The sequence below is a fragment of the Brevundimonas sp. FG8 genome (genome assembly GCF_057808845.1).
Genome location: NZ_JBMDIU010000010.1, coordinates 71,702 through 97,591, shown reverse-complemented (window position 1 = coordinate 97,591; position 25,890 = coordinate 71,702). Strand labels below are relative to the sequence as shown.

At 69.0% G+C, this 25,890-nt stretch carries 23 protein-coding genes; 18 read left to right on the top strand and 5 right to left on the bottom strand.

The genetic code is table 11. From position 1 onward, the window contains the following. Positions 1-84: 84 nt before the first annotated feature. From ACODRV_RS14745 to pth, 4 genes are all read left to right on the top strand, one after another. The gene (locus tag ACODRV_RS14745; protein WP_488908813.1) at positions 85-1,242 is read left to right on the top strand and encodes a serine/threonine-protein kinase; all 1,158 of its coding nucleotides are present in this window, start codon (positions 85-87) and stop codon (positions 1,240-1,242) included. A gap of 150 nt (positions 1,243-1,392) precedes the next feature. Next, positions 1,393-2,463, top strand: coding sequence for a hypothetical protein (locus ACODRV_RS14740; protein ID WP_488908812.1), 1,071 nt, complete (start codon positions 1,393-1,395; stop codon positions 2,461-2,463). Between the two features lie 137 nt (positions 2,464-2,600). Beyond that, complete coding sequence (locus tag ACODRV_RS14735; RefSeq protein ID WP_141627417.1) at positions 2,601-3,284, top strand: 50S ribosomal protein L25/general stress protein Ctc; 684 nt, start codon at positions 2,601-2,603, stop codon at positions 3,282-3,284. Positions 3,285-3,361: 77 nt separating this feature from the next. Continuing rightward, positions 3,362-3,985 carry an aminoacyl-tRNA hydrolase gene (gene pth, locus ACODRV_RS14730; protein WP_141627418.1) on the top strand — a complete coding sequence of 208 codons (624 nt, stop codon included), beginning with the start codon at positions 3,362-3,364 and terminating at the stop codon, positions 3,983-3,985. Here pth and ACODRV_RS14725 read toward each other — a convergent pair. Together ACODRV_RS14725 and ACODRV_RS14720 are read right to left on the bottom strand one after the other, a co-directional pair. After that, a complete protein-coding gene (locus ACODRV_RS14725) occupies positions 3,982-5,592 on the bottom strand; it encodes a DUF4139 domain-containing protein (protein WP_488908811.1) in 1,611 nt (536 codons plus the stop codon). The two genes, pth and ACODRV_RS14725, sit on opposite strands and share 4 nt — an antisense overlap. Before the next feature lie 5 nt (positions 5,593-5,597). Further along, entirely contained in the window at positions 5,598-7,049 is a 1,452-nt protein-coding gene (locus ACODRV_RS14720) for a DUF4139 domain-containing protein (protein ID WP_488908810.1), read from the bottom strand. A gap of 115 nt (positions 7,050-7,164) precedes the next feature. Between ACODRV_RS14720 and ACODRV_RS14715 the strand changes: the two genes are divergently transcribed. The 6 genes from ACODRV_RS14715 to ACODRV_RS14690 all read left to right on the top strand — a co-directional run bounded on the left by ACODRV_RS14715 (position 7,165) and on the right by ACODRV_RS14690 (position 13,181). Further along, entirely contained in the window at positions 7,165-7,551 is a 387-nt protein-coding gene (locus ACODRV_RS14715; protein WP_141627420.1) for a hypothetical protein, read from the top strand. An 84-nt stretch (positions 7,552-7,635) separates the two neighbouring features. Then, on the top strand, positions 7,636-9,693 hold the full coding sequence (locus ACODRV_RS14710; protein WP_488908809.1) for a TonB-dependent receptor family protein: 2,058 nt from the start codon (positions 7,636-7,638) through the stop codon (positions 9,691-9,693). Between the two features lie 55 nt (positions 9,694-9,748). After that, positions 9,749-11,116 (top strand): PepSY-associated TM helix domain-containing protein, encoded by a 1,368-nt coding sequence (locus ACODRV_RS14705; RefSeq protein ID WP_488908808.1) that lies wholly within the window; start codon positions 9,749-9,751, stop codon positions 11,114-11,116. 14 nt (positions 11,117-11,130) lie between these two features. After that, a complete protein-coding gene (locus ACODRV_RS14700; protein WP_488908807.1) occupies positions 11,131-11,613 on the top strand; it encodes a copper chaperone PCu(A)C in 483 nt (160 codons plus the stop codon). Between the two features lie 80 nt (positions 11,614-11,693). Continuing rightward, positions 11,694-12,788, top strand: a complete 1,095-nt coding sequence (gene ychF, locus ACODRV_RS14695; RefSeq protein ID WP_141627424.1) for a redox-regulated ATPase YchF — start codon at positions 11,694-11,696, stop codon at positions 12,786-12,788. Between the two features lie 129 nt (positions 12,789-12,917). Beyond that, a complete protein-coding gene (locus ACODRV_RS14690; RefSeq protein WP_141627425.1) occupies positions 12,918-13,181 on the top strand; it encodes a hypothetical protein in 264 nt (87 codons plus the stop codon). Positions 13,182-13,253: 72 nt separating this feature from the next. Here ACODRV_RS14690 and ACODRV_RS14685 read toward each other — a convergent pair whose 3' ends face one another. Both ACODRV_RS14685 and ppdK read right to left on the bottom strand, forming a co-directional pair. Beyond that, positions 13,254-13,778: a porin family protein gene (locus tag ACODRV_RS14685; protein WP_141627426.1), complete on the bottom strand. Its 525-nt coding sequence runs from the start codon at positions 13,776-13,778 to the stop codon at positions 13,254-13,256. A 188-nt stretch (positions 13,779-13,966) separates the two neighbouring features. Then, complete coding sequence (gene ppdK, locus ACODRV_RS14680; protein WP_488908806.1) at positions 13,967-16,657, bottom strand: pyruvate, phosphate dikinase; 2,691 nt, start codon at positions 16,655-16,657, stop codon at positions 13,967-13,969. Between the two features lie 261 nt (positions 16,658-16,918). Here ppdK and ACODRV_RS14675 point away from each other — a divergent pair, with 261 nt between their 5' ends. From ACODRV_RS14675 to ACODRV_RS14665, 3 genes are read left to right on the top strand one after another with little or no spacing between them, the layout of a single operon-like run. Further along, positions 16,919-17,998 carry a site-specific DNA-methyltransferase gene (locus ACODRV_RS14675; RefSeq protein ID WP_141627428.1) on the top strand — a complete coding sequence of 360 codons (1,080 nt, stop codon included), beginning with the start codon at positions 16,919-16,921 and terminating at the stop codon, positions 17,996-17,998. A gap of 42 nt (positions 17,999-18,040) precedes the next feature. Further along, on the top strand, positions 18,041-18,235 hold the full coding sequence (locus tag ACODRV_RS14670; protein WP_141627429.1) for a hypothetical protein: 195 nt from the start codon (positions 18,041-18,043) through the stop codon (positions 18,233-18,235). Then, positions 18,235-18,675, top strand: a complete 441-nt coding sequence (locus tag ACODRV_RS14665; protein WP_141627430.1) for a PIN domain-containing protein — start codon at positions 18,235-18,237, stop codon at positions 18,673-18,675. Before ACODRV_RS14670 ends, ACODRV_RS14665 begins: the two co-directional genes overlap by 1 nt. A gap of 2 nt (positions 18,676-18,677) precedes the next feature. On the opposite strand, the gene mutY is transcribed toward ACODRV_RS14665, so the two are convergent. Further along, entirely contained in the window at positions 18,678-19,718 is a 1,041-nt protein-coding gene (gene mutY / locus ACODRV_RS14660; RefSeq protein ID WP_488908805.1) for an A/G-specific adenine glycosylase, read from the bottom strand. A 21-nt stretch (positions 19,719-19,739) separates the two neighbouring features. On the opposite strand from mutY, the gene ACODRV_RS14655 reads away from it, so the two are divergent. The 5 genes from ACODRV_RS14655 to smc all read left to right on the top strand — a co-directional run bounded on the left by ACODRV_RS14655 (position 19,740) and on the right by smc (position 25,854). Continuing rightward, positions 19,740-20,291, top strand: a complete 552-nt coding sequence (locus ACODRV_RS14655; protein WP_488908804.1) for a DUF721 domain-containing protein — start codon at positions 19,740-19,742, stop codon at positions 20,289-20,291. 58 nt (positions 20,292-20,349) lie between these two features. After that, positions 20,350-20,985, top strand: a complete 636-nt coding sequence (locus ACODRV_RS14650) for a thioredoxin domain-containing protein (protein WP_488908803.1) — start codon at positions 20,350-20,352, stop codon at positions 20,983-20,985. A gap of 134 nt (positions 20,986-21,119) precedes the next feature. Then, entirely contained in the window at positions 21,120-21,761 is a 642-nt protein-coding gene (locus tag ACODRV_RS14645) for a thioredoxin domain-containing protein (RefSeq protein ID WP_141627434.1), read from the top strand. Positions 21,762-21,765: 4 nt separating this feature from the next. After that, the gene (locus tag ACODRV_RS14640; protein WP_141627435.1) at positions 21,766-22,404 is read left to right on the top strand and encodes a thioredoxin domain-containing protein; all 639 of its coding nucleotides are present in this window, start codon (positions 21,766-21,768) and stop codon (positions 22,402-22,404) included. A gap of 12 nt (positions 22,405-22,416) precedes the next feature. Then, a complete protein-coding gene (gene smc, locus ACODRV_RS14635; protein ID WP_488908802.1) occupies positions 22,417-25,854 on the top strand; it encodes a chromosome segregation protein SMC in 3,438 nt (1,145 codons plus the stop codon). The last annotated feature ends 36 nt before the right edge of the window (positions 25,855-25,890 follow it).

The window sequence follows — 25,890 nt, the reverse complement described above, 5'->3', positions numbered from 1 at the left end:
TGGACGGTTTGAGGGAACGTCCTTGGTCCGGCCTCATTAGGCCCTGAAGATTCGGCGCGGGGCGTCGATGCTGAAGGAGATCTGATGAGTTCGGCCCACCGGAGCCGCGGCCTTGCCGTGGCCGCTCTCGCCGTCGCCGCCCTGCTGGCGAGCTGCGCATCCCAGTCCGCCGCTGAAAAGGCCGCCGAGGCGGAAGCGGCGCGCATCGCCGCTGAAATCGCCGCCCGCACCCCGCCGCCGATCGCCCTGAATCAGGACGTGATCGACGCCGCCTCCATCTATGTGGCCTTCACCCGCGAGATGGCCGCCCAGCAAGGCGGCTTCGCGGACGCCGAGGCGATTCAGGCGGCGCTCCGGCGCGGCTCGGCCTATGAACCGGCCCAGCTGTCGCGCGGGTTGATCTCCTACGCCTCCATCGTCGCCCTGCAGTCGCCCGAGTTCGTCAGCGGCGTGCGCCAATACGCCGTCGATCGCGCCACCCGCGAGCAGCTGGCCGCCAACATCGCCTCCGACCCGCGCTGGGCCTCGCGCCTGCCGGGCGCGGACGCCGCGGCGGGCCTGATCATGGCCGCCCTGGGTCGCGACATCGACGCCCTCGGCGCCGCCGCGACCGCCATCGAGAATGACGCCTACGCCATCCAGGCCGACTCCCGGCGCTCCTGGGCCGTGGCCCCGGTGGCGAACCGCGACGGGCGACTGGCCGGGGCCAAGGCGAGCTCGGCGCAGGCCATGCTGCCCTCCGCGCCCGACGCGAGCCGCCTGACCGCCGCGGCCCACGCCGGGACCGGACTGGACCTGCCCGCCGGTCGCCCCCGCCAGCCGGGCTACCCGCCCGTGGTCGAACGCGCGCTGGCGCTGGCCGCTCTGGCGGCGCTGGGCGAGGCGGGCGACGCCGCCCTTCCCCGGACGGCGGCGCTTCAGGACGATCCGGTCAGTCAGGCCTGTCTGGCGGAATCCAAGCTGATGCTGTTCCAGTGTCTGGCCGCCTCCCGCCCCAGCTATGAGGACGTGTTCTGCGTCGGCCGTCATGTGGTGCGCGACATCGCGACCTGTGTGCGCGGCGCCGCCCTGCCGGCCGCCACGGTGCGGGTGTCCGGGGTGCAGGTGGTGGAAGAGCCCCGCATCACGCCCGCTCCGGACGGTCTGGCCGCGCCGACGCCCGCGGCGCCCGCTCCGACGCCCAGCCCGACGCCCAGCCCCACGCGACGACTCAACTCCGGGCCGAACAGCAGTCTCCGCTAGGGAGAATCATCACCTTGTGATCCGCATCCTCCGGCTACGCTTGGATTAACGCTCGGAGAACCCTTTTCTCCGCGATATAGGGTGCAGTCTGTGGTCGCGTCCCGCCGGAGGGACGCTGAGGGTCGGGGTTCTGTAATGTTCAAGGGTCAAATGCGTCGCGGACTCACGCTCGCCGCTGTCGCCGCCGCCGCCGTACTCGCGGGTTGCGCCACGGATGAACCGGCCGCGCCGCCGCCCGCCCCGCCTCCCCCGCCCCCGCCGCCCGCCGTGTCGATGAACGAGGGCGTGGCGCAGGCCGCCTCCATCTATGTCGCCTTCATGCGCGATGTCGGCACCATCCCGCCCGGCGGTTTCACCGACGCCGAGGCCATTCAGGCCGCCATCCGCAAGGGCGCGGCCTATGAGCCCGCCCAGCTGTCGCGCGGCATGATCGCCTACGGCTCGATTCTGGCGCTGCAGTCGCCCGAGTTCGTGCAGGGCGTGCGCACCTACGCCGTCGATCCGGCGGGGCGTCAGGACCTGATCAACCGCATCATCGCGGATCCGGCCGTCGCCGCGACCCTGCCGGGCGCCGACGCCGCCGCGGGCCTGATCGTCGAGACCCTGGGCCGCGACGTCGCCGCCATGCACCGCATCGCCGAAGGTGTTGAAGGCGACGCCTACACCATCCAGGAACGCCGCGACCCGCGCCGCCGCTGGGCCGTGACCCCGATCCAGAATCGCGACAGTCGTCTGCAAAGCGCCAAGACCCTGTCGGCCGCCCAGATGCTGCCGTCGGCGGAAGAATCGGCCCGCCTGTTCGCCGCCGCCCACTCCGGCGCCGGTCTGGATCTGAACCCGGGCCGTTCGGGCCCGCCCTACACCCCGGCGGTGACCCGCGCCCTGGCGCTGGCCGCCCTGGCCGCCCTCGGCGCCGGGGGCGAGGACTTCCGCGCCAATACCGAAGCCATGACGGTCGATCAGAACAGCGAGTTCTGTCTGAATATGTCCAAGCTGATGCTGTTCCAGTGCCTGGCGGCCTCGCGCCCCAGCTATGAGGACATGTTCTGCGTCGGCCGTCACATCGCCCGCGATCTGTCCACCTGCACCGCCCAGAACATCACCCCGCCGACGCCCGAACTGGCCCCGACGGCGGTGGCCGAAGGCGAGGCGCCGGTCGCGTCCCAGGCCGCCGAGGCCGCGCAGGCGACCACGACCGCTTCGCTGAACAGCGGCCGCTGACCGCAAAGAGTCGACAGCGGTTGCGTACCGGGGCGCTTGCGTGTAATAGCCCCCGCTCCTGATTTCGAGGGTTCAGACCCCCGCCGCGCAGGCCCAAGGTTGGCGCGGTGTTCCTGTTGTTATTTGAGGCGAGCCAGATGGCCGAGATCATCCTGAACGTGGACGTCCGCGACGGCGTCGGCACCGGCGGCGCCCGCGCCGCCCGTCGCGCCGGCATGGTGCCCGGCATCCTGTACGGCGGCGACAAGGCCCCCGTCGCCATTTCGGTGAACGAGAAGGACTTCCGCAAGTCGCTCTACACCGGCAAGCTGCTGGGCCATCTGGTGACCCTGAAGTACGGCGAAGAGACCCAGCCGGTCATCGCCCGCGACGTGCAGTTCGACCCGGTGTCGGATCGCCCGCTGCACTTCGACCTGATGCGCGTCGACGAGAAGCAGACCATCAAGATTGAAGTGCCGGTGCACTTCATCAACGAAGACCAGTGCAAGGCCTTCCGTCAGGGCGGTTCGCTGGAAATCGTCCGTCACTCGGTCGAAATCTCGGTCCGCGCCGACCACATCCCGGAAGACCTGGTGGTCGATCTGGCCGGTCACAAGCTGGGCGACACCATCCGCTTCTCGGACATCAAGGTTCCGAAGGGCGTCGAGCCGACCATCACCGACCGTGACTTCGTGATCGCCTCCATCAAGTCGTCCTCGGCCGCCAAGGCCGCCGACGAGATCGAGGAAGCCATCGCCGAGGAACAAGCCGCCGTCGAAGCCGCCGCGGACGACGTTCCGGCCACCGAGCAATCGGACGAAGGCGAAAAGACCGAAGGCTAAGTCGCCCTCGATCCACTGTTTCTGGAGCGGCCCCTTCCGTTTACGGATGGGGCCGTTTCCTTGTCTGGACCACAGCCATGATCATCGTCGCCGGCCTGGGCAATCCCGGCCCGAAATATGAGAAGAACCGCCACAACATCGGCTTCATGGCCGTCGATGAGATCGCCCGTCGCTGGAATTTCGGGCCCGAGCGGGCGAAGTTCCAGTCGGTCATCCGCGAGGGCGAGGTCTCCACGGCGAACGGCGCGGTGAAGGTGCTCCTGATGAAGCCCCAGACCTATATGAACGAGAGCGGCCGGGCCGTCGGCGAGGCGGCGCGCTTCTACAAGATCAAGCCTTCCGAGGTGATCGTCTTCCACGACGAGATCGACCTGGCCCCCGGCCGGTTCCGCATGAAGACCGGCGGCGGCGCGGCGGGCCAGAACGGCGTGCGCAGCCTGATCAGCCATCTGGGCGCCGATTTCCGCCGCGCCCGTATGGGCGTGGGCCATCCGGGCGAAAGCCATCTGGTCATGCCCCATGTGCTGGGCGACTTCGCCAAGGCCGATCAGGCGTGGCTGCAGGCCATGCTCGACGCCTGCGCCGACGCCCTGCCCTTCGCGCTGGCGGGTGACGACGAACGCTATCAGGGCGAGGTGATGCGCCTGGCCCCCGCGCCGAAATTCAGCCCCCGTCAGCAGGCGGGCAAGGCCGAGGGCTAGTCTTCAGCCTGCACCGTATAGCTGAGGGTCTCCGAGCCGCGCGCCGGGACCCTTACCCGCCAGACGGTGTCACCCGCGTCATTGACCTGACTGCGGCGGCTCTGCGCCAGCACCCGGAAGCCGCGCCAGCCGGACCACTCCGGTACGACCTCGATCTCGACCGGCCAGTCCTTGTCGTTGATGAGGGTGGCCTCAACGACGACCTTCTGCATGTAGGTGTCCTCGCCGGCCTTCCAGTCCGCCTCATCCGTGACCTCGGCCAGCACAGATAGCCCCATGGCCTCGCCGAACTCGAGCTCCAGCGGCACGCCTTCCCCCCGATCCATGAAGTCCGCTTGTCCCGTCAGGATCGCCGCCCCGTCTTGGGTCTCGACCAGACTCAGCCCTCCGCCCGGCATTGGGACACCGAGTCCGTCACGCGCCTCGTTGCGCAACCGCAGCAACAGCTTCGGGACCTGCGGCGCGTCATCGCCGTGATCCAGACGGACCTGATAGGTCCGGGTGAAGCGCACGTCCTGCTGATCGAAGAAGCGAATCTGTTTGGCCTGCCGGGCGTTCAGATCGGTCGGCTCCGCGAGCGTGTAGATCTTGTAGTCGCCCAGATCCGACAGGGTCGCCCGGATGCGGCTGCCGGTGACGACGATTTCATCGATCCCGGTATCGCCGACCACGCTGTTCGACAGGGCCGGGATCGTCGCCAGATAATCGGTGACCGGCGTCGGGACAATTGTCCCACGCTGCGGACCGAACGGGTTGCGCGTGGTGGTGTCCAGCGGCCAGCACCGGGGCGCGACCGTGGCCACGACCGGCTCGATGGCCTCGGTGTCGTACTCGCGGGCCAGATTGCCCGCCACGACCTGCACCGGCGTATCCGTGAAGCCGCCATTGGTGAAGTTCATCAGGGTGATCCAGCCCTCGATGTCCAGCGACCTTCCATCGGGAGCCAGCCGGGCCACATAGTCCGCCGACCAGTTCAGCCCCTCTGCCAGATAGGCCAGCCGGATGGTGTAGCGACCGGCCACAGGCGAGCGGGTGCGGACGGACAGGGTCGGCCGGTCACCCAGCCCATCCGGGACGCGGTCGAAGATCAGCCGCTGGTTCAATCCCTGACAGGACAGGGGCTCCAGCCGACCGTCGATCTCCAGCACCGGGCCATTCGCCCCCGAGCGGACGATTGCGGGAACCACCGTCTCGACACCCGTTTCCGGGTTGGTGCGCCCGACCTGCACCGTCTCGCCGATGGAGTGCTGCAACAGGGAGCCCGCTGTCAGGAGTTCAAAACTGCTGTTGCGCTCAAGAACCTCGCCCGGCAGCCCGTCGATGGCGGCGGTCTCGGGAATGATGCCGGGCGTCAGCCCTTCGAAACGGAGGATCGCTTCCCCGGCCGGCACATCCACCGTCCGGCTCTCCACGATCATCGCCAGCCCGTCGGTCGAGACATGGCGGGTTGCACTGCGCAGCTCATCAAGCGTGCTGGAGGTGTCGATGGGGTTGAACCGATAGATCACCAGCGCCGTCCTGTCGGGACGCGCGGAAAGGCTCTGCGTCTGGCCCCACGCGGGCGTGGCCAGCCCGGCGATCAGAGCGACGGCGAGCGCGAGACGCATGACGCTCAGTCGCCGGTGACGACAGTGGCGGTCAGTCTGGTCTCACCGTTGGCGGGCACGGGAACCAGCCAGATCAGGCTGTTCCCCCGGCGCTCTGCCTCGATGGACTGGTCAGAGACCTCGGCCAGCGCGCTCAGCTCCGTCTGGCGAACCTCGACCACCACCGGCTGCGGGCGGGCGTTCCGGACGGTGTACTCCATCTGGTAACGGGTCCACGGCGTTTGCCCCCGGCGGCGCTGGACGGTTTCCTCCTGCACCACACGAGGCTGTACGGTCACGTCGAAGGCCGCACCCGTGGTGATGACGATGTCCGAGCCCGCAGGCGTGTGGGCGACACGGTCCTCGCCGACGAAGCGGGGCGCGCCCGCCGCGTCATTGACATAGACCCGCACGATCCCCGCCGGCAGGGGCGCGCCCACGCCTGACGTCGCGCTGTTGGAGAAGGTCATGGCCACCTGGGCGCCCGACGGTTCGTTCAGGGTGTCGAACCGGTTCATCTCGAAGACGTAGCGCTTGCTCGCGGGCACGCCGGAGACATCCAGCAGGCCGACCTGCTTGGTCTGGTTGTTGGCCACCGTGACCGGCTCGGGCAGGGGATAGATATAGACATCGGCCAGTCCGCGGGCGGCTCCGGCCTGGGTTCCCGCGCCACGCGGCGCGGGTGGCCGCGCATAGCTTCCGGTACGCGGATCATAAGGTGCGTTGAGCACCGACACATCGCCCGCCACCACCCGCGTCCGCGCATTGGTGAAGGTCACGCCGGACTGGTTGTTGATCGTCACCCAGCCGGTCAGGTCCAGCGTCCCCGCCGTCTCGTCGTAGCGGGCGACATAGTCCGCCTTCCACGCCAGCCCGGTCGTCAGATAGTTCAGGGTCACGTCGCGACGGCCCGCACCCTCGGCGTCGAGCGTGACGCTCAGTGTCGGGCGGGGGCGCAGGTTGGACGGCACCTCGTCGAAGATCACGCGGGTCGGCACGCCGTCGTCGCGCAGCACCTCGATCTTGCCGCCGACCTCCAGCACGACGCCCTCGTTCGCCGCCAGCACGCGGGCCCGGTCCGTCTGCTGGGCGCCGGTGCCGGGATTGGTGCGCACAATGCCGATCTCGCCGCCCACGGCGGCCTGCATCAGGCGATCCGGCGTCAGCAGGTCATAGTCGAAATTCTGCTCCACCACCGACAGGCCGCGCCCGGAAAGGCCCACGGTCTCGGGCCGGATGCTGGCCGAGACGCCGGGGAACTCGCGTCGCGAGCGGCCCGCCGGAATGTCGAGGCTGCGCGTGTCCTCCACCAGGGCGACGTTCTGGTTATAGACGGTCAGCGACACCGCATCCGGGCCGCCGCCCCCGTCCTGCGCGTGCTGCGCGGCGACGGCGGACGCCCCCGCCAGCACAACCATCGCGGCGCCGGCCATCAGGCCCAATCGAACGGAGTGGCGCACGGCGCGGCGAACAGACATTCGGATACTCCCCCGGTTGCAGGTCGAGGCTGGCACGCGCTTCGCGAGGTGTCGACCCGGAGCGTGACGGGGCGCCGCTCTTTCTCTGGCGTCCCGGAAGCGCTACAGCCGCCGGGTGACCCGTCCGCAGACAGAGTCCTGGTCGATCTGGCGTGCGCTGGCCCTCATGGCCGCGACGTTCGCCATCGTGCTCGGAACCCTGCTGCCCTACGCCGCCATGGCGGCGGCCGGACCGGGCCAAACGCTGGTGCTCTGCTCCGCCGAAGGTCCGCAGACCATCAAGGTCGACGCCGACGGCAATCCGGATCGCAGCGTGCCGCCGGCCAAATGCGCCGCCTGCGTCATGGCCCCGGCGGCGGTCCTGCCGAACCCGCCGGTCGCCCAGCCCTGCGCCGCGCCGACCGTCACCCCGGCCTCGACCTTCACCGCCCTGATCGCCAGTCCGCCGCCGCCCGCGCGCGCGCCGCCGCGACCACCGTCCACCGCCCCGCCCCACGCCTGAACCAGACCCGGAGCGCCTTCGTGCGCCCGAACCCGCGCGCCGTCGGCGACGCGGACCTTTTCTCTGTTTCAGGATTGATCCCTCATGTCCCTGTGGACCTCCGCGGCGCCCTGCGCCCTGCTGCTCACCGCCGTCGCCTCCCCCGCCCTCGCGTCCGAGTCCTCGCAAGACCCGACCACCCTCGACACCGTCATCGTCACCGGAAGCCGCAATCCGGAAGACCCCGCCGTCGTGGCCGAGGCGCGTGACCGCCTGAGCCGCACGCCCGGCGCGGTCGCGGTCATCTCTTCGGAAAGCTACGCCAACCGCTTCGCCCAGACCTTCGCCGACACCCTTCGCAACGTGCCCGGCGTGCTGGCGCAGAAGCGCTATGGCGAGGAAGCCCGGCTGTCGATCCGGGGGTCCGGACTGGCCCAGGGCTTCCACCAGCGCGGCGTCCTGTTCGCCCAGGACGGCGTGCCCTTCGCCGACGCCGACGGCTTCTCGGACTTCCAGGGCGTTGACCCGCTGAGCGCTCGCTACATTGAAATCTACAAGGGCGGAAACACCCTGCGCTTCGGCGGCGCCCAGCTGGGCGGGGCGATCAATCAGGTCACGCCCACCGGCCGCACCGCCGTCGACGACACGGTGATGCAGGTGGAAGGCGGCTCGTTCAACAGCCTGCGGGGCAGCGTCCAGCTGGCCCGCGAGTACGGCGACTGGGACGTGTTCGCGGCCGTTTCCGGGATGGAATCGGACGGCTATCGCGATCACAGCGAACAGAGCCAGGCGCGCCTGACCCTGAACCTGGGCCGCTCGTTCGGAGAGGACCGGGAGGTCCGGCTGATCTATCAGGCCGCCGACATCAAGCAGGACATCCCCGGTTCGCTCTCGCTCGCGGACGCCCTGACCGATCCGGAAAAGGCCAATCCCGGCGCGATCAGCGGCGATCAGGCGCGGGACCTGACCCTGAAGCGCGTGACCTTGCAGACCCGCTGGCGGCTGAACGACGCCACCGTTTTCGAGGGCGCCGTCTGGGGTTGGGAGAAGGCGCTCTGGCACCCGATCTTCCAGGTCCTGAACACCAACAGCGAGACGGTCGGTCTGTTCGGCCGGTTCGAATGGACCGGCCAGGTCGCCGGGATGCGCGCCGATCTGTTCTACGGCCTCAGTTATCGCGACGGTCAGATCGACAGCCAGCGCTACATCAACACCGCGGGACAGGCCGGCGGCCTGACCGCCGACAATCTGCAGAAGGCGACGGGGCTGGACGTCTTCGCCGAGGGCCGGCTGTTCGTCACCGACCGGCTGGCGCTGGTGGCGGGCGGTTCGTTCGGACGGGCCACGCGCGACTACGCCGATCGCGTCAACGCCGCCAACAATGACGACATCGACTACGAGTGGTTCTCGCCGCGACTGGGCCTGCTGTGGGAGGCGCAAGACGGGGAGCAGGTCTTCGCCAATGTCACCCGCTCGGTCGAGCCCCCGACCTACGGCGCCCTCGTTCAGGCGCCACTGGTGGGCTTCACGCCGGTGGATGTGCAGGATGCCTGGACCGCCGAGATCGGCACGCGCGGCCGTCGCGGCTCCCTGGCCTGGGACGTGACCGTCTATCGCAGCGAGATCGACGGCGAGCTGCTGAACTTCGTCACCGGCCCCGGCATCCCCGCCGCGACCTTCAACGCGGGCGAGACGGTGCACCAGGGTCTTGAGGCGGGTCTGGACTGGCGCCTGCCGACCGAACTGGCCGACGGCTCGCTGCTGCTGCGCCAGACCTATGCCTGGAGCGACTTCCGCTTCGTCAACGACCCGCGATGGGGCGACAATCGCCTGCCGGTCGCGCCGGAGCATGCCTGGCGCGCGGAACTGGCGTGGCGTCATCCGTCCGGCCTGAGCCTGACCCCGTCGGTTGAATGGCGGATCAGCGACGCCTGGGTCGACTACGCCAACACGCTGAAGGCGCCCGGCTATACCTTGCTGGGGCTGAACGCGAGCTGGGAGGTCAAGGACGGGCTGACCCTCTTCGTGGACGGCCGGAACCTGACGGACGAGCGGCACGTCAACGAGTTCTCGGCCATCACCGACGCCGGTCTGGCTTCGACCGTCGTGTTCAACCCCGGCGAGGGACGCGCTGTGTTCCTCGGCCTGCGGCTGGCCCTCTGAGGCGGATCGGTGGAGGCGGCCCCGGCGGCCTCCAACGACCACATGAGCATTGAAGATGACCGATACCCCGACCTCTTTCGCCGCCCCGCCCGCCACACCTCTGTCCGGCGCCTACCGGGCCGTCTGGCGGTGGCATTTCTATGCGGGCCTGCTGGTCATGCCCGTGTTGATGCTGCTGGCCCTGACCGGCGGCCTGTATCTGTTCAAGGACGAGATCGACCACGCGGTCTATCGCCGGATGATCGAGGTTCCGGCCTCCACCCGGCAAGCCGCGCCCGAGGCCTGGGCCGCCGCCGCGGCGCAGGTCGGACAGGGTCGGGCCGCCGCCGTGATCATTCCCGCCGCACCGGACCAGGCCGTTCGCATCCGGGTGGACCGCCCGGACGGCTCACAGCGCACGGCCTTCGTCGATCCCCACACCGGCCACGTCACAGGCGTCACCGGCTACGGCGGGGTGATGGAGATCATCAAGCAGGTCCACTCGCTGACCCTGTTCGGCCCGGCGATGAACCTGCTGGTCGAGATCGTGGCGGGCTGGACCATCGTGCTGTTCGCCACCGGCCTGTACCTGTGGTGGCCGCGCAAACGGAAGGCGGGCGTCGTCGCCCTGACCTCCACCGATACGCGCCGCCGTCCCTTCTGGCGCGATCTGCACGCCCTGACCGGCATCTATGTCGGCGGGGTGGTGCTGTTCCTCGCCGTCACCGGCATGCCCTGGTCGGCGGTGTGGGGCGACAAGGTGATGGACGTGGTCAAGAGCAGCGGCCTCGGTCGTCCCGCCGCCCCCGTCGCGGGCGCCTGGCAGCGGGCCGAGCACGCCGATCACGCACAGGGCGCCGGCTGGACCATGGAGGGCGTCACCCTGCCCTCCCATGCCCATCACCCGGCCTCGGCGGGCCTGTCCGAGGTCGTGGCCATGGCCGAGGCGGCGCGCCTGCCCCGCCCCTACGCCGTCTCCATCCCCTTGGGCGACGCCACGACCTGGACCGTCACCGCACAGGTCACGCGAGTTCAGGACACCCGCGCCCTCTACATCGACCCCGCACAGGGCAAGGTCGTCGCCGACATCGGCTACGGCCAGTTCGGCGCGGGCGCCAAGGCCATCGAATGGGGCATCTACACCCATCAGGGCACGCAGTTCGGCACGATCAATCGCTGGGTCATGCTGGCGGGCTGTGTCGGCGTCTGGCTGCTGGCGATCAGTGGGCTGATGATGTGGTGGAAGCGCCGCCCGCCGCGCCTGTCCAGGGGCCTGATCGGCGCCCCGCCCGCGCCGGAGAGACTGAAGGTTCGCTTCGCCGTCCTGGCCATCGTCCTGCCCCTGTGCCTGCTCTATCCCCTCACCGGCGCCAGTCTGATCGTCGCGCTTGTCGGCGAACGGTTGATCCGCGCCGTCATCCGTTCCAGACCTGCCGCAGCCTGAAAGACATCCAGACCATGATCCGCACCCTGATCCCCCTCGCCGCCGTCGCCGCCCTGCTGGGCGCCTGTTCCAACGACGGGGCGAAAGCCCCGGCCGGTTCGCAGGCCGCCGTCGTCGTCGCCGACGCCCTGTGCCGTCCCACCCCGGTCGGCCGTCAGGCGACCGGCTGCTACCTGACCCTGACCTCGCCCGCCGCTGACACGCTGGTCAGCATCTCGACCCCCGCCGCCGGACGGACGGAGATCCACGAGAGCAAGATCGAGAGCAATATGATGATGATGCGCCAGCTGAAGGCGGGCCTGCCCCTTCCGGCCGGGCAGACGGTCGAGCTGAAGCCCGGCGGCAACCACATCATGCTGCTGGCCATTGAACAGCCGCTGACCGAGGGCCAGACCATCCCCCTGACCCTGAATTTCGCCGCCGCGGCTCCGGTGACGGTTCTGGCGACCATCGGCCAGCCGAAGATCGACGAGTACGGCACGCCGACCGGCCACTGAGCCCCTCGAACACGCGCGAGCCTGACAAACGGGATCGAACCCGCTAAAGGCTCGCGCTCACTCGAAAGCTCCAGAAGACCATGGCCCTTAAAGTCGCGATCGTCGGCCTGCCCAACGTCGGCAAGTCCACCCTGTTCAACGCCCTGACCAAGACGGCGGCGGCCCAGGCGGCCAACTACCCGTTCTGCACCATCGAGCCGAACACCGGCGACGTGGCCGTCCCCGAGCCGCGCCTGAACGCCCTGGCCGAGATCGCGGGCTCCAAGGAAATCATCCCGTCGCGCATCACCTTCGTGGACATCGCCGGTCTGGTGCGCGGCGCCTCCAAGGGCGAAGGTCTGGGCAACCAGTTCCTGGCCAACATCCGGGACTGTGACGCCATCGCCTTCGTCGCCCGCTGCTTCGTCGACGACGACATCACCCACGTCGAGAACCGCATCGACCCGATCAGCGACCTCGAGATCATCGAGACCGAGCTGATGCTGGCCGATCTCGAAAGCCTCGAGAAGCGCTACGCCAACGTCGAGAAGCGCGCCAAGACCGGCGACAAGGAGATGCAGAACACCCTGCGTCTGATCAATCTTGCGCTGGAGCAACTGCGCGCCGGCAAGCCCGCCCGCGTCGCCGAAATCTCGAAGGAAGACCAGAAGGCGTGGCACATGCTGCAGCTTCTGACCTCCCTGCCCGCCCTGTACGTCGCCAACGTCGATGAAGGCTCGGCCGACAAGGGCAACGAACTGTCCGATCTGGTCGCCAAACGCGCCGCCGCCGACAACGCCAAGTCGGTCGTCATCTCGGCCAAGATCGATTCCGAACTGGCCGTGCTGGACGCCGAGGAACAGGCCGAGTTCCTCGAGACCCTGGGTCTGGCCGAACCGGGCCTGAACCGCCTGATCCGCGAGGCCTACGCCCTGCTGGGTCTGCAGTCCTACTTCACCGTCGGACCCAAGGAAGCGCGCGCCTGGACCATCCACGTCGGCGACACCGCTCCGCAAGCGGCCGGCGTGATCCACACCGATTTCGAAAAGGGCTTCATCCGCGCCGAAACCATCGCCTTCGAGGACTACATCGCCTTCAAGGGCGAAGCGAAGGCCCGCGAGGCCGGCAAACTCCGCGCCGAAGGCAAGGCCTACGTCGTCAAGGACGGCGACGTGATGAACTTCCTGTTCAACTGATCGACCGGGGGACCGGGTCCAGCCGACCCGGTCCGTCACTCGCCCCGATCACGAAATCGCGGTCACGCTTGCATCCTGCGCCTGTTTTTGCGACCCGTTCTTCAGTGTCGAGAACAAGGGGGCGCCCGCATGGCTCAGAACACCAATCCCTGGAGCAAGGCCATCGATCCGTTGGCCGAGGATATCGCGACCGTGCTGAAAAGCATGGGCGGTTCCGCGCATCAGAAGGATGTCGTTCAGTGCGTGGCCGCCATGAAGCGCCAGCGCGGCGAGACCGTCGCCCAGGATCTGGCCTCGCGCATCGTCGAGGTGTTCGAACACTACCGCGAACTGTTCTTCCGCCCCTTCGGCGAGGGCTCGATGCGCTGGGCCCTGCAACCCGGCGTCGCCTGAGTTCAACACGGCGACCACGAAAAAGGCCCGCGGTTCGCACCGCGGGCCTTCGTCATATCAGGCGTCAGTCGCTTAGAAGCGACGCACGAAGCTCACGCCGTAGGTGTCGGCTTCACCGGCGTCACCGCGGAAGTCGCGGCGGGTCCAGTCGGCGCGGATGCCGTTCTGGCCGTCGATGAAGTAGTTGGCGCCGACGCCGTAGTTGATGCTCTCGGTGCTGTCGGAATCCTGGATGCCGGCGACCTCGGCCTTCACGCGCGTGGTGCCGTAGCCGAGACGACCGAACAGTTCGAAATTCTCGTTGATCGGCAGCTTGGCGACGCCATAGGCGGCGGCGTCATACTTGTGCTCCACCGTGCCCGGCACGCCGGCGACGGTGAAGTCGTCGTCGCTCACGCCGATCGAGGCTTCACCCTCGACGCCGAAGTTGCGGGTGAAGTCATAGCCCATACGGCCGGTGACGGCGCCCAGGTCACCGCCGTCCGTGTCCAGTTGCGTGTAACCGATCGAGCCGGTCACCCGCGAACCGGGTTCCTGCGCCATGGCCGGCGCGGCGATCAGAGTAATGGCGGCAGTCGCGAGAAGAACGTTACGCATTGTTTCTGTATCCTCTAGATGCGGTGACTTCTGTGGTCACCGGCCCCATCCAGCGGGATACAAAATGGGCCGGGAACGGACAGGTTCCAGACCTGTCCGCTGACTTCCCCAAGACTGTGAGATTGCAGGCACAGACGCCGATACGCCAATCCAGACCTTATCGTGGCCCAATTCTGGCAATGCGAAACCTACCTGTCCTTTTCGCGCTCCGCCCCCGACCGCGCATCCAGCGCAGCCTGGGCCGCCGCCAGACGGGCGATGGGCACGCGATAGGGCGAGCAACTGACGTAGCTCAGGCCCACCTCCTCGCAGAAGGCGATCGACGACGGATCACCGCCGTGTTCACCGCAGATGCCCATCTTGATGTCGGCGCGCACCGCCCCGCCTCGCTCCTTGGCGATGCGGATCAGGTCGCCGACGCCGTCACGGTCCAGACGGACGAACGGGTCGGTCTCGAAGATGCCCTTGTCCATATAGGCCTGCAGGAAGCGGCCGGAATCGTCGCGGCTGATGCCGAACGTGGTCTGGGTCAGGTCATTGGTGCCGAAGCTGAAGAACTGGGCGTGCTCGGCCAGATCTCCGGCGCGCAGGGCGGCGCGGGGCAGTTCGATCATGGTTCCGACCAGATACTCGACCGTGTCGCCGGCCTCCTCGAAGACGGCCTTCGCCGTCCGGTCGGTAAGCTCGCGCAGATACTTCATCTCCAGACCCAGGGCGACCAGCGGATGCATGATCTCCGGGATCGGGGCCAGGCCTGATGCTTTCTTCACGTCCAGCGCGGCTTCCAGCACCGCGCGGACCTGCATCTCGTAGATTTCCGGGTAGGCCACGCCGAGGCGGCAGCCACGGTGGCCCAGCATCGGGTTGGTCTCGTGCAGTTCCTTGGCCCGGCGCTTCAGCTTGGCGGCGTCCAGCCCAGAACCGGCGGCGAGGGCGTCGATGTCCTCTTCCGTGTGCGGGATGAACTCGTGCAGCGGCGGATCGAGCAGGCGCACCGTCACCGGCAGGCCCGACATGATTGTGAACAGCTCGACGAAGTCCGCCTTCTGGAACGGCGCAATCTTGGCCAGCGCAGCGCGGCGGCCCGCCTCGTCGTCCGCCAGGATCATCTCGCGCACGGCGGCGATCCGGGTGTCGTCGAAGAACATATGCTCGGTCCGGCACAGGCCGATGCCTTCGGCGCCGAAGCCGCGCGCGGTCCTGGCGTCCAGCGGCGTCTCGGCGTTGGCGCGGACGTTCAGGCGACGCACCTTGTCCGCCCAGCCCATCAGGGTCTGGAAGTCGCCGGTCAGTTCCGGCTCGATCATGGCCACGGCGCCGTCCAGCACCTCGCCCTTGCCGCCGTCGATGGTGATGACCTCGCCCGCCTTGAAGGTGCGGCCGCGCGCGGTGAAGGTCCGCGCCTTGTCATCAATGTGGATTTCGCCCGCGCCCGAGACGCAGGGACGGCCCATGCCGCGCGCGACCACCGCGGCGTGGCTGGTCATGCCGCCTCGCGCCGTGACGATGCCGCGCGCCGCGTGCATGCCGTGGATGTCTTCGGGCGAGGTTTCCTCGCGCACCAGAATGACCGCTTCGCCCAGCTGGGCCAGACGTTCGGCCTCGTCGGCGTCGAAGACGATGGCGCCCGTCGCCGCGCCCGGCGAGGCGGGCAGGCCCTGCGCCACCACGGTGCGGGCCGCGTTCGGGTCCAGCGTCGGGTGCAGCAGCTGGTCCAGCGCGGCGGGCTCGACCCGCGACACGGCTTCTTCCTGCGAGATCACGCCCTCGGCGGCCAGCTCCACGGCGATCTTCAGCGCCGACCTGGCCGTGCGCTTGCCGTTGCGGGTCTGCAGCATCCAGAGGCGGCCCTGTTCGACCGTGAACTCGATGTCCTGCATGTCGCGGTAGTGGCTCTCCAGCTTGGTCACCACCTCCACGAACTGGCCGAACACCTCCGGCATGGCCTCTTCCATCGAGAGGGCCGTTTCGCCCATCTCCTCGCGGCCCGCCCTGGTCAGCGACTGCGGCGTGCGGATGCCCGCCACCACGTCCTCGCCCTGGGCGTTGATCAGGAACTCGCCGTACAGCTTCGCTTCGCCCGTCGACGGATTGCGCGTGAAAGCCACGCCCGTCGCCGAGGTCTCGCCCATGTTGCCGAACACCATCGACTGGATGTTCACGGCCGTGCCCCAGCTCTCGGGGATGTCGTGCATGCGGCGATAGAATTTGGCCCGGTCGTTCATCCAGCTGGTGAACACGGCGCCGACGGCGCCCCACAGCTGGTCATTCGGATCTTGCGGGAAGGCGTGGCCGAGGTTGCGCTCGACCACCGCCTTGTAGTCGGCGACGACCTTTTCCCAGTCCTTCGCCGTCAGATCGGTGTCGACGGTGACGCCCAGACGGTCCTTGTGGTCGTCCAGAACCTCCTCGAACTCGTCGTGGCCGATGCCCAGCACCACGTTCGAATACATGGTGATGAAACGGCGGTAGCTGTCGAAGGCGAAGCGGCGGTCGCCCGACAGGGCCGCCAGACCTTCCACCGTCTCGTCGTTCAGGCCCAGGTTCAGGACCGTGTCCATCATCCCCGGCATCGAGGCGCGGGCGCCCGAGCGGACCGAAACCAGCAGCGGATTCTTCGCGTCACCGAAGGTCTTCCCGACGATGCCCTCGACCTTGGCCAGCCCGGCCTTCACCTGTTCGGTCAGGTCAGCGGGATAGCTCTGGCCCTGCGCATAGTAGTGGTTGCAGGCCTCGGTGGTGATGGTGAAGCCCGGCGGGACCGGCAGCCCCAGCGCCGACATCTCGGCCAGATTCGCCCCCTTGCCGCCGAGAAGATTCTTCATCGAAGCATCGCCGTCGGCCGAACCGCCGCCGAAGCCGTACACCCACTGAGTCATCAGTTAAGCCCCTGAACCGTGGTGATCACGCGGCGGATTCGCTCCGCTCGCTGTTGCATGCGCCCCGCTTACCGCTTGTGCACTGCGAAGGCGACCCTGAGCGCGTAACAAAACGTGAGCGCCTGTGACGGTTCCGCGCGGCCTCCCGACCGAAACATCAATTCCGGTGACACGGACCCCCGTGGACGCCCCGACCGGTTACCCCGCCTTAACCGTAAGGATTCACCATGCCCGCTCAATCCTGTGCGGGGCCGCGTTTCCATGTCCGAACTCAAGACCGACGTCATCCATCGGGGCGACTGCATCGAGGTGCTGCGCACCCTGCCCGACGCCTCGGTCGACATGGTCTTCGCCGATCCGCCCTATAACCTCCAGCTGGGCGGCGACCTGCTGCGTCCCGACAACTCGAAGGTCGACGCGGTCGATGACGACTGGGACAAGTTCGGCAGCTTCGCCGAATACGACGCCTTCACCCGCGAGTGGCTGAAGGAATGCCGCCGGGTGCTGAAGCCGGAAGGCTCCATCTGGGTGATCGGCAGCTATCACAACGTCTTCCGCCTCGGCACGGCGATCCAGGACCTGGGCTTCTGGGTGCTGAACGACATCATCTGGCGCAAGTCGAACCCGATGCCGAACTTCAAGGGCACCCGGTTCACCAACGCCCATGAGACCCTGATCTGGGCCGCCCGCAGCCGCGACCAGAAGCGCTACACCTTCAACTACGACGCGCTGAAGGCCTTCAACGAAGACACCCAGATGCGCTCGGACTGGACGCTTGCCCTTTGTACGGGTGACGAGCGGATCAAGGACGCCGACGGCAAGAAGGCCCACCCGACCCAGAAGCCCGAGGCCCTGCTGCACCGCGTGCTGCTGTCGGCGACCAGGCCGGGCGACGTGGTTCTGGACCCCTTCTTCGGCACCGGCACCACCGGCGCCGCCGCCAGGCGTCTGGGCCGCCACTTCATCGGCATCGAGCGCGACGAGACCTACGCCAAGGTCGCCGAGAAGCGCATCAAGGCCGTCATCCCCGCCGCGCCGGAAGACCTGGCCGTCATGGGCTCCAAGCGTAACGAGCCCAAGGTGCCGTTCGGCGCCCTGGTGGAGGCCGGTCTGCTGCGTCCGGGCGACCGCCTGTACTGCCCCAAGGGCGAACGCGAGGCCCGCGTCCGCGCCGACGGCTCTCTGGTCGCCGGTTCGCTCAGCGGCTCGATCCACAAGCTCGGCGCCCTGTTCGAGAACGCCCCCGCCTGCAACGGGTGGACCTACTGGCGCTTCAAGACCGATCAGGGCTTCCGCAGCATCGACGCCCTGCGCGCCGAAATCCGCGCGGGGATGCAATAGGGCAAGATTGCGGATCAGGCGCCTTTGCCCATATGATCAGGAATGGCGATGAAGAAACAACGCACCAACGGTGCCGTGGTCAGCCTTAAGGGGCGGGACAAGGACAGCGGCGTATTTGTGCACCGACGCGCCGCGAATGGCACGGTCATCACATCCATGAACCGTGATGTTTACGACACCGCTCTTGCCAATGCCAAGGCGGCTTTGCGCAAGAAGTCCGCAGTCTCCGCAAGCTGATGTCGCACTCACAGACCTACAACGAGGTCTTTGAGCGGCTCGTCACCGACACCGACGATATTGAAGGCTTCATCGCCTACGGTCTCTACAAGCAGGCGAAGCGGGAATGGCTGATTGCATTCCACTCAGAAAATCAGCGCTCGCCAAGTTTGAAAGAGCTGAACGCCTATAACAAAACCTGGACTGACACGTCTCTGCAGGCGCTCCGGGAGAATGCTGAAAGCGCCCTTTCCGCATATGCCGACACCATCATTGATGTCGCGACGCCGGAAATCGAGGCCGAAGCACTGAAAGTTGGGCGGCCGATCTGGAAAGATTTGCTGATCGGGGCCAGTTCGGCCCTCACGTACTCGCTTCTTTTGATTGTCGCTTCCTATCTAATTCAGGTCTTCGGCAACGACATTGCTGATGCCTACCGGAGCTTGTCGCCCGGTGCCTGATCTCATCCCGAAAACGCACCCAGCCCCCGCTCCAGCGCCTTCCTGAACACCGTCGGCAGCGCGCCCAGCGCCTGTTCCACCGGCGTCCAGACGAAGTCGCCCGTCCCCTCGCCCGTCCGCACGTCCAGAGTCAGGCTGAAATGGGTGAAGACGTGCTCGACGAACCCCGCCTCGCGCCAGGCGGCGTCCACGGGCGGTGTCGTGTCCGGCGCGGCGCTCCAGTCCGAGGTCGGCAGGCCCAGCATGCCGCCCAGCAGCCCCTTGTCCGGCCTGCGGACCAGCGCCACACGCCCCTGTTCGTCCCTCAACACCCAGGCGACGCCTGACCGGCGGGGCCGCTCGGCCTTCTTCAGCTTCAGCGGATAGCGTTCCGGCTGGCCGCCCGCATATCCGGCGCACCATGTCGTCAGCGGGCAGTCCCCGCACAGCGGCGACTTCGGGCGACAGACGGTGGCCCCCAGATCCATCAACGCCTGCGCCCAGTCCCCCGGCCGCTCGTCCCGCACCAGCGATCCCGCCAGCGCGCGCAGTTCGGGCCGGGCCGTCGGCACGGGCGTCTCGACCGCGAACAGCCGGGCCATCACCCGCTCGACATTGCCGTCCACCACATTGGCCGCCTCGCCGAAGGCGATGCCGGCGACGGCGGCGGCGGTGTAGGCGCCCACCCCCGGCAGGGCCAGCAGCCCTGCCTCGGTATCGGGGAACACGCCGCCGTGCCCGCCCGCCACCGCTCGCGCACAGGCCAGCAGATTGCGGGCGCGAGCGTAGTACCCAAGCCCCGCCCAGGCGGCCATGACATCCGCATCCTCCGCCGCCGCCAGATCAGAGACCGTCGGCCAGCGCTTGGTGAACTTCAGGAAGTACGGCGTGGCGTGCGGCGTGGTGGTCTGTTGCAGCATCACCTCGGACAGCCAGACCCGGTACGGATCGGGCCGCCCCTTCGATCCGGGCGGCGCGCGCCAGACAAGCGTCCGCGCATGGACGTCATACCAGCCCAGCAGGGCGGATCGGATCGCGGGCACGTCGGCGGGGACGGAAGGCATCGGTCGCGCTATAACCCGGAAATGCGCCGCACGCTGCCCACTGACGCCGAAGCCCGGGAAATCCTGTCCCGTCGACGCACCCGCCCGGCTCCCCGCCCGGCGCCCAAGGCCGGTCGCGCGCTTCAGGGGCTGATCAAGGAACTGGACGCCAAGCTTGGTCGCGGCGCGGGCGCGCTGGAGCCGCGCTGGCGCGAAATCGTCGGCGAACGGCTGGCCCGCGTCACCCGCCCGCAGAAACTGACCAAGGGGCGCGCCGGCGCCGGGGGCACGCTGGAGCTGCGCGTGGCCGGTCCCGCCGCCCTGCTGGTCCAGCACCAGTCGGAGGACATCATCCAGCGGGTCAACCTGTTCCTGGGGGCCGGCGCGGTCGAGAAGCTGCGCATCGCCCAGGGACCGGTGAAACCCCTGCCGGACACGCCCGCCGCCCCGGCCCGCAAGGCCGCGACCGCCGCCCCCCTGCCCGCCCATCAGGAGGCCGAGCTGAAGGCCTCCCTCGCCGACGCGCCCGACAGTCTCAAGGGGGCGCTGGAGAAGCTGGGGCGGGCGGTCCTGCGCGGGACCCGCGACACCTGAACCGTTGACAAGGCGGCCTCCGACGGGTCTCGATCCGCCCCGAACCAGAGGGGCTTCCATGCGCAACATCACCACCTTCATCAGCCGCCGCGCGGCCATCGTGACCGCGATCGCGGCCTCGGCCGTACTGGCCGTCGGCTGCGCCAAGGACACCGCCGCCGCCGCTGAAGGGGACATGTCGATGGGGACCGGCCCGGTCACCGTGGTCGAATACGCCTCGGTCACCTGCCACGTCTGCGCCGCCTGGCAGCACGAGAACTGGGAAGCCTTCAAGACCCGCTATATCGACACCAACAAGGTCCGCTTCGTCTTCCGCGAAATCCCGACGCCCCCGGCCAATGTCGCCGTCGCCGGCTTCCAGGTCGCCCGCTGCGCCGGTGAGGACAAGTATTTCGACGTCGTCCACGCCATCATGGAAAGCCAGACCGAATGGCAGACGGGCGGCAATCCGCGCGACACCCTGTTCCGCATCGGCAACGGCGCGGGTCTGACCAACAGCCAGATCGAGACCTGCATCAAGGACCCGAAGGGCCTTGAGGCGATCGACGCCCGCGCCCGTGCGGCGCGCGAGGCCGGTGTTGACGGCACCCCCAGCTTCTTCGTCAACGGCACGAAGATCGTCAGCCCCGGCTCGGCCAGCGGCCCGACCCTGAATGACATCGCCGCGGCCATCGACGCCGAACTGGCGAAATAACCCCTGCGGGGTTTCAGACGGCGAAGGGTTGTCGTTGACAAACCTTCGCCGCACCTGTTCTCGAAAGTCCTTGCACGCACGCGCGCGACAGAATCGCGCGATGCTTGGAAATCTCGTCGAGTGAGGACTGCCCCATGACGTTCCGTTACGCCGACATGAGCCGCCGCGCGGCCCTGTCCGCCGCCGCCCTCGCCGCCATGGCGACCCTGACCGGCTGTGGCGGCGGGTCTTCCGCCCCCGCCCAGGGCGACATGGCCCTCGGCGCCGCCGAAGGCGCCAAGGTCACGGTCATCGAATACGCCTCGGTCACCTGCCCCCACTGCGCCGCCTGGCAGGAAGAGACCTGGCCCGGCTTCAAGGCCAAATATGTGGACACCAACAAGGTCCGCTACGTCTTCCGCGAACTGCGCACCCCGCCCGCCAACGTCGCCGCCGCCGGGTTCGCCGTCGCCCGCTGCGCCGGTGAAGATAAGTATTTCGACGTCGTCCACGAGTTGATGTCGAACCTGCCTGAACTGCAGGGCGCCGACCCGCGCTCGACCCTGTTCCGCATCGGTAACGGCGCGGGCCTGAGCAACAGCCAGATCGAGGCCTGCATCAAGGACCCGGAAAACCTCAAGGCCAGCGACGAACGGGACCGTCAGGCCCTGCGCGCCGGCGTCACCGGCACGCCGACCTTCTTCGTCAACGGCACGCAGGTGATCAGCCCCGGCTCGAACAGCGGCGCGACCCTGACCGACCTGTCGACCGCAATCGACGCCGAACTGGCCAAGTAAGCCCATGCTGACAGGGCCGCGGCGAACCCTTCTGCTTCTGGCGCTGGCCCTGCCGGCGCTGCTTGCGACGACGTCCGCGCCGTCGCAGGCGCAGACGCCCGCGGCTCCTGTCCCGGCCGTCACCGCTGCGGACCGCACGCTGGGCCGCGCCGACGCTCCGGTGACGGTGATCGAGTACGCCTCCTTCACCTGCCACCACTGCTCGGACTGGCACCAGTTCGTCTTTCCGCTCTTCAAGCAGCGCCTGATCGACACCGGTCAGGTGCGCTTTGTCTTCCGCAACCTGCCGACCAGCCCGGACAGCCTGTCCCTGCCCGCCGCCGCGATGGCGCGCTGTGCGGCGCCGGAAAAGTTCTTCGATGTGGTCTCGGTCCTGATGCGCGGTCAGTCGGCCGTGCTGAACGGCGGGCGTCAGGAGGACTGGTACGACCCGGCCATCGCCGTCAGCGGCCGCACCCGCGCCCAGTTGACCGCCTGCGCCGACCTGCCCGCCACGCGCGCCGCGCTGGAGCGGGACATCAACGGAGCCGCCGCCGCCGGAGCGACGACCACCCCCGCCTTCTTCGTCAACGGACGCCGCGTGACCGACCGCTCTCTGGGCGGTCTGGAGGTCGCCGTCCGCGCGGCCGCCGCGGCCCGCTAGGCCCACCCGCCGGTGCAGTTCCAGCGCCTCAGACTCGTCGGCTTCAAGTCCTTCGTCGACGCGCAGGAATTCCATATCGAGCCCGGCCTGACCGGCATCGTCGGCCCCAACGGCTGCGGCAAGTCCAACGTCCTTGAGAGCCTGCGCTGGGTCATGGGCGCCAACTCGGCCAAGGCCATGCGCGGTCAGGGCATGGACGACGTTATCTTCGCCGGCGCCGCCAACCGCCCGCCGCGCAGCCACGCCGAAGTCCAGCTGACCATCGACAACGCCCAGCGCCGCGCGCCCCAGCCCTTCACCGACAGCCCGATCCTCGAGGTGTCGCGCCGCATCGACCGTGGCCAGGGCTCAACCTACCGGATCAACGGCAAGGAGGTCCGCGCCCGCGACGTCCAGCTGCTGTTCGCCGACGCCTCGACCGGCGCCAACTCCCCGGCTCTCGTCCGTCAGGGCCAGATCAGCGAACTGATCGCCGCAAAGCCCCAGAACCGCCGCCGCATTCTCGAGGAAGCCGGCGGGGTCGCGGGCCTGCACACTCGCCGCCACGAGGCCGAACTGCGCCTGAAGGCCGCCGAGGCCAACCTCGAACGTCTCGACGACATCGGTCGCGAACTGGAGACCACCCTCGGGCGCCTGAAGCGCGAGGCGCGGCAGGCCGAGAAGTACAAGAAGATTTCCGCCGAGATCCGCGCGCTTCAGGCGTCGCTGCTCTACGTCCGCTGGAACGACGCCCGCCTCGCCGCCGAGGCCGCCGCGCAGGAACTGGCCGAGGCCGACCGCGCCGTGGTCGAGGCGACAACCGCCTCGGGCCGCGCCCAGACCGCCGCCCTGAACGCGCAGGAAGCCCTGAAGCCCGCGCGCGAGGAAGACGCCGTCGCCGGCGCCCTGCTGCATCGCGCCAGCCTGGAGCGCGACCGCCTCGACATGGCCGAGCAGCAGGCCCGCGCCGAGGTCGAGCGGCTGAAGGCCGAGGGCGCCCGCATCGCCGCCGACATCGAGCGGGAAACCGGCATGGCCGGCGACGCTGAAAGCGAGCTGGCCCGGCTGACCGAGGCCTTCGACCGCGTCTCCGCCGAGATCGCCGCCGCGCCCGCGCGAGGCCCGCAACTGGACGCCGCCCTGCTGGCCGCCGAAGACGCGCGCCGCGCCGCCGATGCCGAGGTCGAGCGCGTGGCCGGGGCCGTCGCCGCCGTCGAGGCCCGCGTCTCCGCCGAGAACGCTCGCAAGAGGGACGCCGAGGCCCGCGTCGAACGCGCCAGAACTCAGCTCGCCTCGGCCCAGCGTGAACGCGATGCGCTCGGCCCGCTCGAGACGCCTGAGATCGAGGCCGCCCGCACCGCTCTGGAACAGGCGCAGGCCGCCCTGACGGCCGCCCGCGCCGCCGTCGAGACCGCCGAGGCGGACCGGGGCGACAAGGCCCGCGCCGAACAGGAGGCCCGTCAGGCCGCCCGCGCCGCCGAGGACCGTCTGGGCCGCCTCCAGACCGAGGCCCGCGGCCTCGCCCAGCTGCTGGTTCAGGGCAAGCGCGAGCACGCCCCGGCGCTGGACAGTGTGCAGGCGGACAAGGGCTATGAAGCCGCCCTCGCCGCCGCCCTCGGCGACGATCTGGACGCCGCGCTGGACGCCCGCGCCGCCGCCTACTGGGCCGGGGCGACGGTTCCCACGCCGTCATGGCCCAAGGGGGTGACGCCGCTGGCCGACCACGTCTCGGCCCCCGATCAGCTGAAGGCCCGTCTGGCCCTCTGCGGCGTGGCGGCGAAGGAGCAGGTCGCGGCCCTGTCGAAGGACCTGCCCGTCGGCGCCCGTCTGGTCACCACCGACGGCGACCTTTGGCGCTGGGACGGTTTCGTCCAGCGCGCCGAGGCCCCGCGCCCCGCCGCCGTCCGTCTGGCCCAGCGCACGCGCCTGTCCGAGCTCGAAGCCGAGATTGATCAGGGCAAACCCGCGCTCGACGCCGCGCAGACGGCGCTGAAGACCGCCACCGACGCCTTCCGCGGGGCTGAGGAGCGGGTGAAGATCGCCCGCGCCGCGCCCTTCCCGCTCGACAAGGCCGTGACCGCCGCCCGCGACCGCGTCGAGGCCCTCGGTCGCGAACAGGCGCGCAAGGAAGCCCGCGCGCAGGCGCTGGACGAGACCCTGACGCGCCTGACCGCCGAGGTCGAGGCCGCCGAGGCCGCCCTTCAGGAGGCGCAGGGGACCGAAGCGCCGTCCGAAACCCTCGCCGCCCTGCGCGAGGAGCTGACCGCCGCCCGCGCCGCCGCTGACGCCGCCCGCACCGCCTCCGCCACCGCCCGCGTCGAGCGCGACAGCGAGGCCCGCGAGGTCGCCGCCCGCCAGTCCCGCGTCGAGGGCATCAAGCGCGAGCGCGAAGGCTGGGCCGGACGCGCCAAGGACGCCAAGGCCCGCGTCACCGCGCTGGAGAAGGACGCGACCACCACCGCCGCCAAACTCAAGCAGGCATCCGACGCACCCGACCAGCTGGCCGCCCAGCGCTCGACCCTGCTGGACGCCCTGACCACCGCCGAGACCCGCCGAAAGGCGGCCGCCGACGCCCTCGCCCTGGCCGAGACGGCCGCCGGAGACGCTGACCGCGCCGCCCGCGCCGCCGAAACCGCCGCCTCGCAGGCGCGCGAGGCCCGGGCCGGTCTGGCCGCCCGCGCCGAGGCCGCCGCCGAAAAGCTGGCCGACGCCACGAAGAACGTCGAGGAAACGGCGCAGATGTCGCCGGAGGAGCTGGGCCAGAAGCTGACCGACGACGCCGTCGCCCGCCCGCCCGACGCCGCCGGCGCTGAAAGCCTGCTGTTCGGGCTGGAGCGCGAGCGCGAGGCGCTGGGCGCGGTCAACCTGTTGGCCGAGGAGGAGGCCAACGACTACGGCGACCGCCTGCAGACGATGAAGGTCGAGCGCTCGGACCTGACCAGCGCCATCGCCAAACTGCGGGACGGCATCGACGAACTGAACGCCGAGGGCCGCGAGCGCCTGATCGCCGCCTTCGACATCATCAACGAGAATTTCCGCACCCTGTTCGAAGCCCTGTTCGGCGGCGGTCAGGCCGAGCTCAAGTTGGTCGAGAGCGACGACCCGCTGGAGGCCGGTCTGGAAATCTACGCCTGCCCGCCCGGCAAGCGTCTGTCGGTCATGAGCCTGATGTCCGGCGGCGAGCAAGCCCTGACCGCCGCCGCCCTGATCTTCGCCGTCTTCCTCGCCAATCCGGCCCCCGTCTGCGTGCTGGACGAGGTCGACGCACCGCTGGATGACGCCAACGTCGACCGCTACTGCCGCATGCTCAACGAGATGCGCAACCGCACCGAGACCCGCTTCATCGTCATCACCCACAACCCCGTCACCATGAGCCGCATGGACCGGTTGTATGGGGTGACGATGCCGGACCGCGGGGTCAGCCAACTGGTCAGCGTGGACCTGACGCAGGCTGAGACGCTGGTGGCTTAGGCACAGGGTGAAGAGTGCTAGTGAGTAGTGATTAGA